Source organism: Nostoc sp. KVJ3 (assembly GCF_026127265.1).
Taxonomy (GTDB): Bacteria; Cyanobacteriota; Cyanobacteriia; order Cyanobacteriales; family Nostocaceae; genus Nostoc.
Genome location: NZ_WWFG01000001.1, coordinates 2306941 through 2324096 on the forward strand (window position 1 = coordinate 2306941; position 17156 = coordinate 2324096).

Below are 17156 nucleotides of genomic sequence, written 5' to 3' on the forward strand. Positions count from 1 at the left end.
TTAAGAATTACCAAGAAAAGCTTCTAAATCTGCAAGCTCTTGCAAAATTAGCTCATCACTAACCTCTTGTTTAACCTCCACAACCTCCACAGTTGCATTAACTTGCCAACCAAAAACTTGTCCCACTAAATATTCTACTAATCTTGTAACATTAGGGAAATCAAATATCAAGGAAGCAGGTAAAGAAACCTCTAAACCTTTTTCTAAACGACTCTTCAATTCAATAGAAAGCAGAGAATCAATCCCCATTTCTAAAAATCCTTGATTTGGGTCAGGAATCTGCTTAATTCCTAGAATAGTGGCCACTTGCTTCCCAATATATTCAAATAAATATTCTCTGCGTTCTCCTGGCGGAGCCTCTTCTATAAATCGGCGGGAAGAACTTGATTTTTTAACAGATTTAATAGAAATTTGGGTTTTTCCCAATTTTTCTAAAAGAGGTTTATTGCCTTGAAATTGATAAATCTTTTTAAACTGTACCCAATCTACATCAGCAAGTAAAAATTGTGTTTGACCAGATTGTATAATAGCATCCATTGCCTTAAAAGCTCTATCTAAAGCAATTTCTTTCATGCCAATCTTATTGAGCCAGTCTTCATACTCTTCGGAAACTATACCATTACCAGCTAATAAAGCCCAATTCAAAGTAGTAGCTGGTAATCCTTGCAGATGACGTAAATGAGCTAAAGCATCCATAGAATGACTAGCAGCATCGTATAAACCTTGTTCCTTAGCTCCCCAAATTGCCCCGGCGGAAGAGAAAAATACAAAGTAGTCTAGTTCAGTTTCTAAAGATAACTGATGCAAATTCCAAGAACCGTTAACTTTAGCTTGAAAAACCTCTTTAATATCATCCAATGTACACTCACTCAATCGCACTTTCCGTCCCGATACTCCAGCCAGATGGAAAATACCCCGTAGCGGATAAGCTGTTTTTTTGATGCTGGCAAAGATATCAGACATTTGCTGAAAATCTCCCACATCTGCTTGACAAATTTCTACAGATGCACCTTTACTTTCTAAAGTAATCAGATTTTGAATAACTTCTGCAAATTCTCTTTGTGAATCCCAATCACTTCGCGGTGGAAATTTTTGCCGTGTAGTCAAAATGAGATTTTTTGCACCCAAATCAGCCAAATGGTGAGCCAGTTTCAGTCCCAGATGACCGATACCGCCTGTAATCAAATAGGTCGCTTGGGCTTTAATCGCCACTGGTTTTGTTGGTAAAGATTCTTGTGGAACTAGACGCGCCACATAAGCTTGACTGTTGCGGAAGAGAAGATGATCCTCTCCAACAGAATTTGTTAATGCTGGAAGGAAAGTAGCAATATCGGCGTGGGGGTCGAGGTCAATCATTCCTCCCCATAATTCGGGTTCTTCCAGCGCTATCACCCGTCCCAACGCCCACAGGGGAGACTGAGTAACAAAAGATGGTCGATCTAGTCCGAAGGGTTGACCGCCTTCGGTGATGAGGAATAATTTGGGAGGATTAGTTATTTTTTTAATCGCCTGGAGAAGATTTAAAAAATAGCTACAGCGATTAAGTAAAGTAGATTCATATTGATTAGTGCGATCGCTATCCACAAGATAAATAATCCCTCGCCAAGATGAAGAAGTGGCGAAATCAAAGCTATCTTCTGGATGAGCGATCGCACAGGAGCTATGATATTTTATCAGTTCCTCTTGAATTGCTAAGGGTAAGTTGTCTGTCCTATCGGTAACAATTAGCCAATTCCCCGAAATATCACTGTTTTTATCGGTATTTTGAGCAACAATGATACTTTGCTGAAATAAAGGGCTACCAATTTCTTCATCAGGAGAGACAAATTCAGCTTGAGCAAAACCAGACTCTATGAGGATAGATTGCCAAGTAGATGCTGTAATTATGGGATGATCTGGGCGTAAATTGCGTAGCTTGCCGCCGTAGGCATCGCTAAATCGCCACCAACCTTGAGTCACACCAAATATCAAATCAATCCACCGGGACTGATTGGTAAGCTCTAGAAGTAATAAATGTCCACCAGGACGCAGTAAACCTCGAATGTGGGGTAAAGTTTCACCTTGCAAATCCTGTGTAGAATGTACTACATTTGCAGCAATAATCAAATCATAATAATTAGGTAAAAAACCTTGAGTCTCCGGGTCTTTTTCGATATCTAAAACTTTGTATTCCATAAAAGGAAACTGAGCAAAAGTCTCTCTAGCAGTTTCTAGGAAGAATGGAGAGATATCAGTAAATGTGTAGGAAATCTGATGAGAGGCACTAGCTTCTAGCAGATGATGAGTAGTTGCGCCAGTTCCAGCACCAATTTCTAGAATCCGAATTGGTTCTACTTGAGAATAGTTTGTTAATAAAAGTTCAACTGTTTTAGAAATACCAAGATTGAGAACTTTTGCCCAAGAGGTATCTTTATAAAACTGTGTGGCTCCAATTTGTCCATCTTGTGAAAATAAGATAGATAAAGGAGAAATCTTTCCTGTAAATATCGCCGCTAAATTGGCAGCAATTCGACTAAATAGTGTCAGTTCTATCCGCGCATTGGGATACTGAGCAATCAAATTATCTACTATTAGATCGGGGTTAGATTGTCTCGGCTCACTGATTATTTTCCAATCAGAACCATGCTTTTCTAGTATCCCTGTTTCTGCCAATATCTTCAGGCAATGATTCCATAGCAATCTATACTCTTCTTTAATCCTATCGTCTGGAGATAGGATACTATTGATTTTAAATAATCCCAAATCTTTTAGAGCTTTGACAATAAAATCTGCACTGAGTTTTTCCATCTCCGCAAAAGCTAGAGAAACTCCCGTAATTGGTGCAGTTTTTATTTGCTCTCGCAAATAAGAGTCTAAATCAGTTCTAAGCTTTGCTAAATTCTGTAGTTTTCTATTGGATAATGCATAAGGCAACCATTCAAGCTGGTAATATAAATTGTCAAAATCAGAATTACCATTATCTTGATGATGCAGCTTAATTAATTGTTGAACAATTGTCGATAAAGTTTGTTTTTCCCCTTCCGAATAATTACCAGTTTCTAGTAGAGTCTGCATCAAACTTGTTGTATCTTTTTGAGATAGCATCTTGATTAAACTAGACTCTTGTGAGGAAGTTGATAATTGAGTTTTTAAGGGAATCCAATGTCGGCGTTGCTGGAAAGGATAGGTTGGTAAAGCGCATCTTCTCGGTTGATAATCTTTATCAACGCCAAACCAATCTATCTCTGCACCGCGAACATAAAGCTTACCAAGACTTGCTAGTATAACCTCCCAATCAGAAAATCCTGACCGGAGACTTGGTAATATTAGAGGATTAGATAAAGCTATGCATGACTGGACAATTCCTAATAAAACAGGTTGAGGGCCAATTTCGATAAAAGTATCACACCCTAAAGATTGCAGAGACAAAACTCCTTGGTTAAATTGCACAGTCTGCAATAAATGTTGAATCCAATACTCAGGAGTAAAAATGCTGTCATCAGCAACCTCTCCCGTCAGATTAGAGATAATAGGAATTTGGGGTTTAGCAAAGTTAATTTCCCGCAGAATATTTTTAAATTCTTCGCATACGGGTTCTATTAGTGGTGAGTGAAAGGCATGAGAAACTTTGAGTTGGCGAACTTTAACACCTGTATTGATAAAATATTCACAGAGTTTTTGAATGTTTGTTTGTTCGCCGGAAATTACTGTATGTTCTTTTGTATTGATAGCTGCGATCGCTATTTTTATTCCTTGACTCTCACAAGCTTGATGAATAAAGTTTTCATCCACAAAAATAGCCGCCATCGCCCCATCTTCTGCTGGCAATTCAGCAATTAAGTTTGCCCGTTTTGTGACGAGTTTTAAGCCACTTTCAATATCAAAAACCCCCGCGAAACAAGCAGCCGCATATTCGCCTAAACTGTGTCCTAAAACAGCAGTGGGTTGAATACCCCAAGAATGCCACAGTTGGGCTAATGCTACTTCGATCACAAATAAAGCTGGTTGAGTATAAGATGGATGATTTAAAACTACATCAGAATTAGCAAATATAACTTCTAGTAAAGATTTACCAGTTAGTTCTCGATATATCGTTTCACATTGGTCTAAAGTTCGCCGGAAACTTGGTTGAGTCTGGTAAAGCTGATGAGACATTCCAATATATTGAGAACCCTGTCCCGTGAACAAAAAGGCAATTTTTGGAGGTTTCTTTTCATCAACTTGAGCGTGAATCACTGACTCTGAATCTTGTTGTCCAAAACCACGCAATTTGTCTACAAAATCACTAACCTGGGAGCCAGTCACAGCTAAACGATTCGAGAATTTAATCCGGCTAGTATTTGCTGTGAAAACTACATTGTAGATATCACTTTCTAGATGATTTTCGAGAAATTCCCCATAGCTTTTTGCCAAATCTACCAAAGCTTGTTCTGTTCTTGCAGAAAGTGTCAATAAATGGTGGGGGCGCTCTATCTCATGCTGCTGAGGAATAATGACAGGAGCTTCTTCTAATACAATATGGGCATTCACACCACCAATTCCTAAAGAGTTCACCCCTGCCCGTCGTGGCAATTCTTTGCCATCTCGTTGCTTTGCAGCCCAAGATATAGCTTCAGTATTGACATAAAAAGGAGTTTTGGAAAAATCAATTTGGGGATTGGGATTATTGAAATGTAGAGTTGGTGGAATAATTTGATGTTTGAGAGCCAAAGCAGTTTTGATCAAACCAACAATACCAGAAGCAATTTGCATGTGTCCGATATTTGTTTTCACAGACCCCAAAGCACATTCTCCCGGTTGAGCAGCACTATATGCTCTAGCCAAAGCATCGACTTCGATGGGGTCTCCGAGTTTTGTCCCCGTACCATGAGCTTCGACAAAACCTATAGTATCAGCCTCTACTCCTGCAAAGGCTAAAGCTTCCTCTGCTACTGAAGTCTGACCTTCTCCTCCAGGTGCTGCAAATCCCAATTTTGTGCCACCGTCGTTATTGATGGCAGACCCTTTAATGACGGCATAAATATCATCGTTATCTGCCAAAGCGTCTTTGAGTCTCTTGAGCAAAACAACCCCAATTCCACTGCCAAAAATAGTGCCATTCCCTTGGGCATCAAAGGCGCGACAATGCCCATCTGGAGAAATAATCGAACCTTCTTGATACAAATAACCAATCTTCTGAGGAGAGTTAACCGAAGCAGCGCCAGCCAAAGCCATGTCACTATCTCCACTCAGCAAACTTTGACAGGCGAGATGCACAACTACTAATCCGGTGGAACAAGCTGTTTGGACATTGACACTAGGGCCGCGCAGATTTAATTTATAAGAAATCCGCGTCGTCAAATAATCTTTGTCATTAGCCACCATCGTTTGGAACCCTCCCGTCGAATCTAATGTGAAGGGTTGCAATTCGTCAGTGCTATCTAATTGGCCGCGATTGGGATAACAGTTATTGATAAAATAAGTGTTCATACTTGCACCAGCAAACATCCCAATGGCTCCTTCGTAAGAGTTAGGATTGTAACCAGCATTTTCTAAACATTCCCAACTACATTGCAGCAGTAAACGCTGCTGAGGATCGAGTAATTCGGCTTCTCGGTCTGTGTATCCAAAAAAGTCGCTATCAAAATATTCTGCTTTGTCAATAATCGGTCTTGCTCTGATATAGTTAGGTTGATTGAATAGTTCAGGAGAAACCCCCGACTCTAATAATTCTTCTTCAGAAAAGAAGGATATTGCTTCAACTCCGTTTTTTAGATTTTCCCAGAAAGTTTGCAGATTGTTAGCTCCAGGAAATCGCCCAGCCATGCCAATAATAGCAATATCATGAGTGTCATTACTCCGACGCGAACGATTCTCGGCACGTTTACGACTTTTTTCTGCTGTAGCCTTTGTTGAATTTGGTTCTTGAGTTAAGAAACTGGCTAATGTCGCAACTGTAGAATTTTTAAACATCTCAGCCAGAGGTAACTGACGCTCGAAAAGTTTTTCTAACAGGTTTTGGACACGAATTAAGTGGAGAGAATGACCTCCTAACTCAAAGAAATTATCGTGTAAACCAACTGCCGAAACTTGCAAAACTTCACACCAGACTTCTGCGATTTGGCGTTCATTTTCAGACTGGGGTAAACTTTGGGTTTTGTTCCTCTCTCTAGCTAAATAGTCATTAATTTCTTGGATACGAGTGGTAAATAATCCCTGCTCAAAGTCTTTTTTTAATTTAGCCTTTTGAACCTTACCAATAGATGTTTTTGGAACTAGACCCATTTCTAAGGGAATCACGTAAGCAGGTGCAATTCCTACCTTCTGAGTTAAATGACTGCGAACCTCTCTAACTAATTTTACCCACTGTTCCAGATGTTCTGATTCGGAACTGAAAGTAATAACTAATAAATCTGTTTCTCTATTTTGGTCAAAAACTGCAAATGCAGATGTATAAGAAATAGCTATACCATCTAATTCTTCTATAGCTGTTTCAATTTCATGGGCAAAGTAATTTATCCCATTAATAATAATTTCTTGTTTTTCTCTACCAGTAATCACTAACTCACCATTGTGGAGATAGCCCAAATCTCCCGTACTAAACCAACCTCCCTCTTGAAAAACTTCTCGGTTGAGTTCAGGGTTATTATAATATCCTTCTGTAACGGAAAACCCTTGAATCTGAAGTCGTCCAATTTCGTTGTCTAGTAAGACATTATTCTCTTGGTCAACAATCCGAATCGTAGCTCCCGGAATCGGTCGTCCGAGAGATACCAAACTATTATCTTGTGTCAATTCATCTTTGCTTAAACCTGCTGACCAAGTAATTCCAGAACAAGATTCAGTCATCCCAAATGCTGGTTTAATAACTCTATCTTGCAGTTGATGTTTTTCTAGAAGTTCTAAGAATAAGCGAATAGTTTTGACCGAAACTTGCTCTCCTGCATTCACTAAAAACTTCATTGAGGAGAGGTCATAAGAAGATTGATTAAGTTTTTCGGCGTGTTGATTAATTAAGGAAAATGCAAAGTTGGGAGACCACGAAATAGTAGCTTGATGCTTTTGAATCAGGTCTAACCATTTCAGGGGTTGACGCAATATTAATTCAATTGGCACATGGATTTGATGACAAGCCAAATCTACCGCCATAATCCCTAAAAATACTATTGCTCCCACATGGTCTAATGGCATCCAATTCAGAGTAACTTCTGCGGGGGTAAAATTATTCATCCGCACTGTCCCGGCGGACATCGATAAAAGGTTGCAATGATGCAACATCACACCTTTGGGAAGACCTGTACTACCAGATGTGAAGAGTAACAATGCTGGATCTTGTGGTGTAAGATGAAGAACTTTCGGGGAGTTTTGGTTTAATCGAGATTTATTACTTCGCAAATCATCTATCGATACTAATCGTAATCCCTCTAAATGAGATTCTAATTTTTCAATTTCAGTAATTAATTCACAGTCTGAGAAAATAACAGGCTTCTCTAAAACCTGCCAAACATTGTAAAGCTTTTTAACTGCGGCGTTGTCTAAATCATAATTGGGAGCGGTGGTCAGAGGTACTGGGATAATTCCGCCTAAAAAACAACCCCAGAGTGCAGGGATAAAATCTTGATTTTTGCCAATTTGAAATATGACTTTATCTCCTGATTTGAGTCCGTACTGATAAAGCCCATTTAAAATATTTAGAGCGTCGTTATATAAATCTTTATAAGTCTGAAAATATTCAGATTCATCGTTTTGGATATATGTAATCCCTTTGCTTTCATGGCAAGCAGCATCAGCCAAAACTTCTGGGAGAGTTCGGAAAATATCTTCTAATTGCCCACCAAAACTGATTGATTTTTTGAATATTTCTTCTTGATTATGCTGGCTATAAGATTGTTCATGCAAAATCATAAGAGTTGTTTGGGTTGTGTTGCAAAAATTTCTTGAGGACAAAAGTATGTATAAATTAAAACTGATTATCTCGGTAGTCTATAAACAGCTAATGGAGTTTGGCTTTAATGACTTTTTAACACTTTTCCCTAAAGTGTGACCGATCGCGCATTTTGTCTGATGGACAATCTAAATTCTATAGTATTAGCTACTGAATCAATAGCCCAATACAGAAATAGTTTATAACTTTTTAAATTTTTGATCCGCGAATCCAGTTCTGTAACTTTTGTAATCCATGTAGTATTAGCATTATATAAATAATATACAGGTAGAATTAAATTTTTCTGATGCTTCAATAGCATCTCAATATTAAGCTCAAGATGCAATAGCAAATAAATTATTTTTTCTTAACTGTCTTAACTGTCTTAACTGTCTTAACTGTCTGAATTTATTTTATCTATTTCCTGATTTATCGCTGCGATCGCAGCGATAAATCACTCTTGTGCTACACTTAGCTCAAGTTAAAAAATAGTCAGACTAAAAGTAAAAATTACAGCCTATTTTTATAGAGCGATCGCACCTCTACTAAAAAAAATTTACAATCAGGCTTTTATGCATAAAATTCTATTGATACTAAGCACTCTGGCTTTTAGTAGCATCCGAGCATGAAAGACAGATGACATTTTATCTTGTTGACTTATTGTTTTTCAAAGGATTATGGTGTAGATTTAGTCTCGATTTCCTATTTTAATTTATCAGCAATGGCTTTTAGTAGCATCCCAACATGAAAGACAGATGACATTTATCTTGTTGACTGATTGTTTTTCAAAAGATTATGGTGTAGATTTAGTCTCGATTTCCTATTTTAATTTATCAGCAATGTTGCAATTCTCCAGAAAAAACCATTAATCGAATGTGCAACACCATTTATGGAGAAGTTTATGGAACTTACAAAAGCAAATATTGTTTCATTAGATTACCAAATTCGGCAACTTATAGATATTCAGCCAGTTACACCTTTATTTAATCATGTAAATCAGCATAAAGCCGAGGAAAAAGTAACAATATTTGATACTATATCTGTAAGTTTGCGTGAGAAAATATATAATTTAACTGCTAATTCTCCTGTTAATAAGCTCGCCTTATATCTCTTAGCAATCAAATTGCTAATATTTAAATATACTGCTCAAGAAGAGTTTGCAGTAGCAACCGGTGCTTTAAACCTAGACGAATCTGATAGCCTTATTTTTTTGCGCTTCAATGGTCAAAATTTCACATCATTTAAGGATTTATTAAAAACAACCCGTAGTCATCTCCAAGAGGGATATCGCTACCAAAGCTATGATGTCGATGCTTTTATCAAAACATTTCTGGCAAGAGATGGAAATCCAGACGCAATTTTTGATGTTGCTTTGCTCCAAGAAGGATTTTGCAGTCGCAGTTCTTTGTTAAACAACTTTCAATTAGTTTTTGAAATTGATGCTCAAGATACTTCTGTTGCTGTAACTTTCCAGCCAGATGCTTTTGATGGAGACTTTATCCAGAGAATGCTAGGGCATTTTCTCCAAATTCTAGAATGTGTGACGGCTAATCCTAATTGTGAATTGTCAGAAATCGACATCTTAACAACAGCAGAACGGCACCAATTACTGACAAAATGGAATAATACAGAGATTCAATATCCCCAAAATAAATGCATCCATCAGTTATTTGAAAAGCAAGTAGAGCAAGAACCCGATGCTGTTGCGGTGGTATTTGAAAGCGAACAACTAACTTATCAACAATTAAATGAACGAGCTAATCAATTAGCGCATTCCTTGCAAAAACTAGGTGTGAAACCAGAAGTATTGGTAGGTATTTGTATAGAGCGTTCTTTAGAAATGGTGGTGGGACTATTAGGGATTCTCAAAGCCGGGGGAGCTTATGTGCCATTAGACCCCAGTTATCCCCCAGAACGCTTGAGTTATTTGTTGGAAGATACGGGGGTGAAAGTGTTGCTCACCCAGCAATCACTCACGGAATTGTTACCAGAGCATCAGGTAATTGTTGTGTCTTTGGATGGAGATTGGCAAGCTATTGACCGAGAAAATCAGAACAATATCAATAGTGGTGTCAAAGGTGAAAATTTAGCTTATGTAATTTATACTTCTGGTTCTACAGGGAAGCCGAAGGGAGTAATGAATACCCATAAAGGTATTAGTAATCGCTTGTTATGGATGCAGGATACTTATCAGTTAACACCAAGCGATCGCATTTTGCAAAAAACTCCCTTCAGTTTTGATGTGTCAGTATGGGAACTGTTTTGGCCGTTATTAACAGGGGCAACTCTGGTAATGGCGAAACCAGAAGGACATAAAGATAGTGCTTACTTAATTAAGCTCATCCAACAGCAACAAATTACTACCGTCCATTTTGTGCCTTCCATGCTGCGAGTCCTTCTGCAAGAACCAGAGCTAGAAGATTGCAGTTGCTTAAAGCGAGTAATTTGTAGTGGAGAAGCACTACCCTATGACCTGACACAACGTTTTTTTGAGCGTTTTAACTGCGAACTGCACAATCTCTACGGCCCAACAGAAGCAGCGATTGATGTCACATCCTGGCATTGTTTACCACAGATTCAACACCAGATAGTTCCCATTGGTCGTCCCATTGCCAACATCCAAATTTACATCCTCGACCAATATCTGCAACCGGTTCCGGTTGGGATAGTAGGAGAATTACATATCGGTGGTGTTGGTTTAGCCCGTGGCTACCTCAACCGTCCCGAATTAACTTCCCAGAAATTTATTTTTCATCCCTTTGGTGATGGCAAATTATATAAAACCGGTGATTTAGCTCGTTATTTACCCGATGGCAATATTGAATTTCTTGGTCGCATCGACCACCAAGTGAAAATTCGTGGCTTCCGCATCGAACTAGGAGAAATTGAAACTGTACTCAGCCAGCACCAAGCAGTTCAACAGGCTGTTGTCATAGCTCACGAAGCAGAAACTGGCAGTAAAAACCTCATTGCTTACATCGTCCAAAATTCTCAACCCAGCGATGTTGTTGAGCATAGCCAAGAAGTAGAGTTATTCAACGACCAAGTATGGCAATGGCAGATACTCTACAACCAGACTTACAGCCAAGCTAATCTAGAGCCAGACCCGACATTTAATATAGTTGGTTGGAACAGTAGCTACACAGGTCAGCCCATTCCTGCCGCACAAATGCGCCAGTGGCTCAACGACAAAGTGGAGACAATTCTTGCCCAGCAACCAAATCGAGTCTTGGAAATTGGTTGCGGCACAGGACTAATATTATTCCAAATTGCTCCCCATTGCCGCCATTATTGGGCTACAGACATCTCAGCAGTGGCATTAGACTACATTGGGCAGCAATTGAACAAAGTAGGATCAAAGCTGGATAATGTGAATTTATTGCAGCGTGCAGCAGATAATTTTGAGGGTTTAGAGGCAAAAGGATTTGACACCATCATCCTTAACTCAGTCGTGCAGTATTTTCCTCATATTGATTATTTGGTGCGCGTCTTAGAAGGTGCAGTAAATGCAGTTGCCCCTGGAGGCTGTATTTTCCTGGGAGATGTGCGGAATCTACAATTACTAGAAGCTTTCCACGCTTCTGTAGAGTTGCATAAAGCTTTACCTGATTTATCTGTAACCCAGTGGCAACAGCGTGTAAAGAGGCAAATTGCCCAAGAAAATGAATTGCTAGTTGACCCAGCCTTCTTTATGGCTCTTCGGCAGCGTTTTCCCCAAATTAGTCATGTAGAGATTTATTTACAGCGAGGGCTAGACCACAACGAACTGACTCAATTTCGTTACAACGTCCTACTGCGTGTGGGAACTGCGGTAGATAGCCCCCAGAATCTTCAATGGTTGAACTGGCAGAAGCAACAACTCACCTTGTCTGCGGTGCGACATCTGCTAGTAGAGACACAACCTGAGATATTGGGAGTTACACGGATACCGAATGCACGATTAGTCACATCTTTAAAAAGCGCCGAATTCCTCAAAAATCCCCAGGAATTGCAGACAACTAGCCAATTACGTGCCGTCATCAATGCGATCGCTCCAGAGACGGGAGTAGAACCTGATGACTTTTATGCTCTAGCTGAGGCTTTGTCTTATTCTTTAGTTGTTACTTGGTCGGATACCAGCGTTTTAGATAGCTATGATGTCATTTTTGTACAACGCCAAAGTCAGGGGCCAGTTCCTCTGAGAGTGTTTACTCCCACTCAGGGAGAAATCAAAGGTGACTGGCGATTTTATGCCAACCAACCTTTACAGCCAAAGTTAAATCGTCAACTCATACCCCAACTGCGTAGTTATCTAGAAACCAGACTACCAGAATACATGATGCCCAATGCTTTCGCGATCTTAGATGCCATCCCACTCACAGCCAACGGCAAAATCGACCGTCGCGCCTTACCCTCTCCAGAACAAATCCGTCTGGACTTGGCAGACACCTTTGTTGCACCATGTACACCCATTGAAGAAATATTAGCTCTAATTTGGGCTGACGTTTTGGGGATCGAACAGGTAGGTATCCACGACAACTTTTTTCAACTAGGAGGAGACTCAATTCGGGGTATCCAGGCGATCGCTAAAGCTAGACAAATTGGTTTCGATTTTTCTTTACCACAGCTATTACAACATCAAACAATTCAAGAATTGGCTAGTTTAGTTAGCCGGGAATTGAGTCCTTTACCCACACAAAAGACAGAAATATTTAGCCTGATTTCGGCAGAACAGCGGCTAAATTTACCAGAAGGTGTAGAAGATGCCTATCCCCTGACAGCACTACAATTAGGGATGATCTTCCACAGTGAATATCATGGTAATGTTCCGATATACCACGATGTCTTTACTTATCACATTCGAGCTTCTCTCAATCTCCAGATTTTACACAACGCCATCAAACAGATAGTAAATCGTCATGGAGTGCTACGGACAAGCTTTGCCTTGACTGACTACCAACAGCCACTACAACTGGTTCATCAGCAAGTAGATATTCCATTAACATTAGACGATCTCAGTCAGTTATCCACTACTGAACAAGAAGCAGCACTTGATAACTGGATTGAACAGGAGAAAACCCGACATTTTGATTGGAATCTTCCGCCTTTAATGCGCTTTCATCTGCATCGTCGCACTTCGGAAACATTTAACTTAACTTTGAGTTTTCATCACTCTATTCTGGATGGCTGGAGTGTCGCTTCATTCCTCACCGAATTGTTGCAACAATATTTATATCTTCAGGGTAAAAATGTTCTGCCTTTGCCGCCGCTACCAACAATTAATTTTCGAGATTTTGTCGCCTTAGAGCAAAGGATTCTCAAATCTCAAGAGTGCCGGGAATATTGGCAACAGAAACTAAGGGACATCACAATTACTAAACTACCACAGTGGTCGCAATCCTCTAGTTCAACTAAAAATTGGGATTGGTTAGTTCCTATATCTTCTCCGGTTTCTCAGAGTTTGAAACAGCTAAGTAAAGAAATTGGAGTTCCCCTCAAAAGTGTTTTGTTAGCCGCTCATTTCCGGGTATTGAACTTACTAACTAACCAGACAGATATTCTCACAGGTTTGGTATCTAATGGCAGACTAGAGGATACTGATGGAGAAAGGGTACTAGGATTATTTCTCAATACTTTACCCTTGCGTTTACAACTCTTGGGAGGCACTTGGAGCGACTTAGTACGGCAGACATTCGATACCGAAAGAGAATGCTTACCTTGGCGAAGATATCCCTTAGCTGAATTACAAAAGACTTTCGGCGGACAGCCATTATTTGATACTGCCTTTAATTTTATTCATTTTCACGTTTATCAAAGCATCATTGGTGTTAAAGATTTAGAAGTATTAGGAGGTAAATTTTTTAATCAAACTAACTTCACCTTACTAGCTAATTTTAGCCTTCATCCCCTTTCTTCCCAAGTAGAGCTAACCCTAAAATATGATGGCAATCAGTTAGGGGAAGAGCAGATAAAACTGATTGGTGGATACTATCAGAAAACTCTGATAGCAATGGCTACTCAATGGTCAGAACGATATGAAAACTATTGTTTACTTGCGGATGCAGAACAGCAGCAGTTGTTAGTGGAATGGAATAATTCTCAAGCTAACTATCCCCAAGATAAATGTATTCATCAGTTATTTGAAGAGCAAGTAGAACGTCATCCCAATGCAGTAGCCCTAGTATTTGAAAATCAGCAATTAACCTATCAAGAATTAAATAAGCAAGCTAATCAGTTAGCTCATTATTTGCACACAAAAGGCGTAAAACCAGAAGTTTTAGTAGGTATTTGTGTCGAACGTTCCCTAGAGATGGTAGTGGGACTATTGGGGATTCTGAAAGCCGGGGGAGCTTACGTACCAGTAGATCCAGCCTATCCAACTGAGCGTTTAGAAGTGATTTTGGCTGACTCTCAGGTATCAGTGCTGCTTACCCAGCAAAATTTGCTGGCAAAATTACCTGAAAATACAGCTAATGTAGTGATATTAGATACAGATAAGGCTGCTATTTCCCTGGAGAGTCAGAAAAATTTCATCAGTCAAATAAATTCTCGCAATTCGGCTTATGTTATTTATACTTCCGGTTCAACAGGCAAACCCAAAGGCGTAGTTATCGAGCATCATAGCCCGATGACGCTGGTATATTGGGCAAAAGAAGTCTTTAGCAGCGAAGAACTGGCGGGTGTTTTAGCTTCAACCTCTATCTGTTTTGATTTATCAGTCTTTGAGCTATTTGTACCCTTGGCTTGGGGAGGTAAGGTAATTATTGCGGAGAACGCCTTAGATTTACCAAATGTCAAAGCGGCTGAAGAGGTGACATTAATTAATACTGTACCAAGTGCGATCGCTCAACTTCTACAAATTCAGGGTATACCTCAGAGTGTGCGGACAATTAACCTCGCAGGTGAACCTTTATCAAATCAACTCGCACAGCAGCTTTACCAGCAGCAAAACATTGAACGAGTCTACAATCTCTATGGGCCCTCAGAAGATACAACCTACTCAACATTTAGTTTGGTGCAAAAAGGCGCAACCAAGCAACCGAGTATCGGTAGACCAATTGCTAATACCCAAACCTACATTCTCAACCAATATCTCCAACCTGTCCCCATCTTTACAGTCGGAGAGTTATACATTGGTGGTGCAGGTTTAGCTCGATGCTACCTTAACCAACCCGAATTAACCGCCCAAAAATTCATTTCTCATCCCTTTGGGGATGGCAAATTGTATAAAACTGGAGATTTGGCTCGATATTTACCCGATGGCAAGATTGAATTTCTCGGTCGAAGCGATAATCAAGTTAAATTGCGTGGTTTCCGCATTGAATTAGGAGAAATTGAATTAGTTATAGAGACTTATCCTCAAATCAAACAAGTAGTAGTGATTCTGCGGGAAGATACCCCCGATCATAAACGGCTCGTAGCTTATTTAGTCAGCAAAAACCAGACAAATATAAGTGAGTTGCGGCATTTCTTAGAGCAGAAATTGCCAGATTACATGATTCCTTCAGCTTTTGTGTTCTTAGAAACTCTACCATTAACTCCTAATGGGAAGATAGACCGCAAAATGTTACCAATACCAGAAGTAGAACTGACACGAGAAAAAGAGTTTGTCCCGCCACAGACACCTGTTGAGCAGATTTTAGCCACTATTTGGCAAGATGTTTTAGGATTTAAACAAATCAGTAGCAACGATAAATTCTTTGAAATCGGTGGGGACTCCATTCTCAGCATTCAAGTAGTCGCCCGCGCTCGTCAAGCAGGAATTAAAATTACCCCTAGACAGATATTTCAATATCCCACCCTTAGCGAACTAGCTGCTGTCGCTGATAGTGTCACATCTATATTGGCTCAACAGGGTTTAGTTACAGGAATTGTACCTCTAACTCCGATTCAACATTGGTTCTTCGAGCAAAATCGATCGCAACCGCACCATTTTAACCAATCGGTAATGCTACAAGTTCCTTCTAAGCTGAAACCAGAGTTATTATCGCAAGCGATTAGCAAATTGCTAGAACATCACGATGCTTTACGTCTGCGGTTTGTCTTTGATAAAGGGAAATGGCAGCAAATAAACGATCGCATTTCTGATCCAGTACCTTTTCAAGTTATCGACTTATCCCCAATTCCAGCATCGCAACAGATGCAAACCTTAGAGGAAATCTCCAATTCTCAACAGGCTAGCCTAAATCTGTCAGCAGGGCCGTTGATGAGAGTTGTGTTGTTTGAATTAGGCAATAACTACGATAGATTACTGATCGTCATCCACCATCTAGCTATTGATGGAGTCTCCTGGCGGATTTTAGTAGAAGATTTGTTCACAGCTTACCAGCAGCTAGAACAACAAAAAACGATCCAATTACCACCCAAAACCCTAGCTTTTCAAGATTGGGCTATTCTTTTGCAAGAATATGGAAAAACCGATAAACTGCGATCGCAATTAGATTATTGGTTAAAGCTGCCTTGGTCTGAGGTAAATTCCCTACCAGTAGACAATACTACAGGAAAACAAAACAACACAGTCGCCAGTGCTACCGATATATTTCTGACTCTCAGTGAAGAATCAACTCGTGCCCTCTTACAAAAGGTTCCTTCGGCGTACAATACCCAAATCAACGATGTACTGTTGACAGCTTTGGTGCAAACTTTGGCAGAATGGACAGGAAAATCAACAATATTAATTGACTTAGAAGGACATGGCCGGGAAGATTTATTTACAGATGTGGATTTATCTAGAACAGTAGGCTGGTTTACTAGCATATTTCCGGTAGTATTGCAACTACAAGCTCCAAATCATCCGGGAGAAGCTCTCAAATCAATTAAAGAACAGTTGCGAGCCATTCCTCAACGAGGCCTTGGCTATGGAATTTTGGGTTATTTGAGTCAAGAGCCAGAAATTCGTTCACAAATAGCCGCACTCCCTCCCAGAGAAGTCAGTTTTAACTACTTGGGTCAATTCGACCAGGGACAATTGCTAGGATTTGATGGCAAATTGGCTACTGAGTCTAAAGGAGCAAATCATAGCTTAGAGAGCGATCGCACTCATCTCTTAGATATTACTGCCAGAGTGGTCGAAGGGCAGTTACAAATAAACTGGAGCTACAGTCGTCATCTGCATCTGAGTTCTACAGTAGAATCACTAGCTCAGAAGTATCTCGAAGCTTTGCTAAAACTGATTGACCATTGTCTGTCTCCTGAAGTTGGAGGCTACACTCCCTCTGATTTTCCAGTGGCGAACTTAAATCAACAGGAACTAGACGAAATTCTGGCGGAAATTGACTAAGGAGGATAGAAGGGC

2 protein-coding genes are annotated in these 17156 nt (G+C 39.9%); one reads left to right on the top strand and one right to left on the bottom strand.

The features are described from left to right. The gene (locus GTQ43_RS09280) at positions 1-7863 is read right to left on the bottom strand and encodes a type I polyketide synthase (RefSeq protein ID WP_265272332.1); all 7863 of its coding nucleotides are present in this window, start codon (positions 7861-7863) and stop codon (positions 1-3) included. A gap of 920 nt (positions 7864-8783) precedes the next feature. Between GTQ43_RS09280 and GTQ43_RS09285 the strand changes: the two genes are divergently transcribed. Continuing rightward, complete coding sequence (locus GTQ43_RS09285; RefSeq protein WP_265272333.1) at positions 8784-17141, top strand: non-ribosomal peptide synthetase; 8358 nt, start codon at positions 8784-8786, stop codon at positions 17139-17141. The last annotated feature ends 15 nt before the right edge of the window (positions 17142-17156 follow it).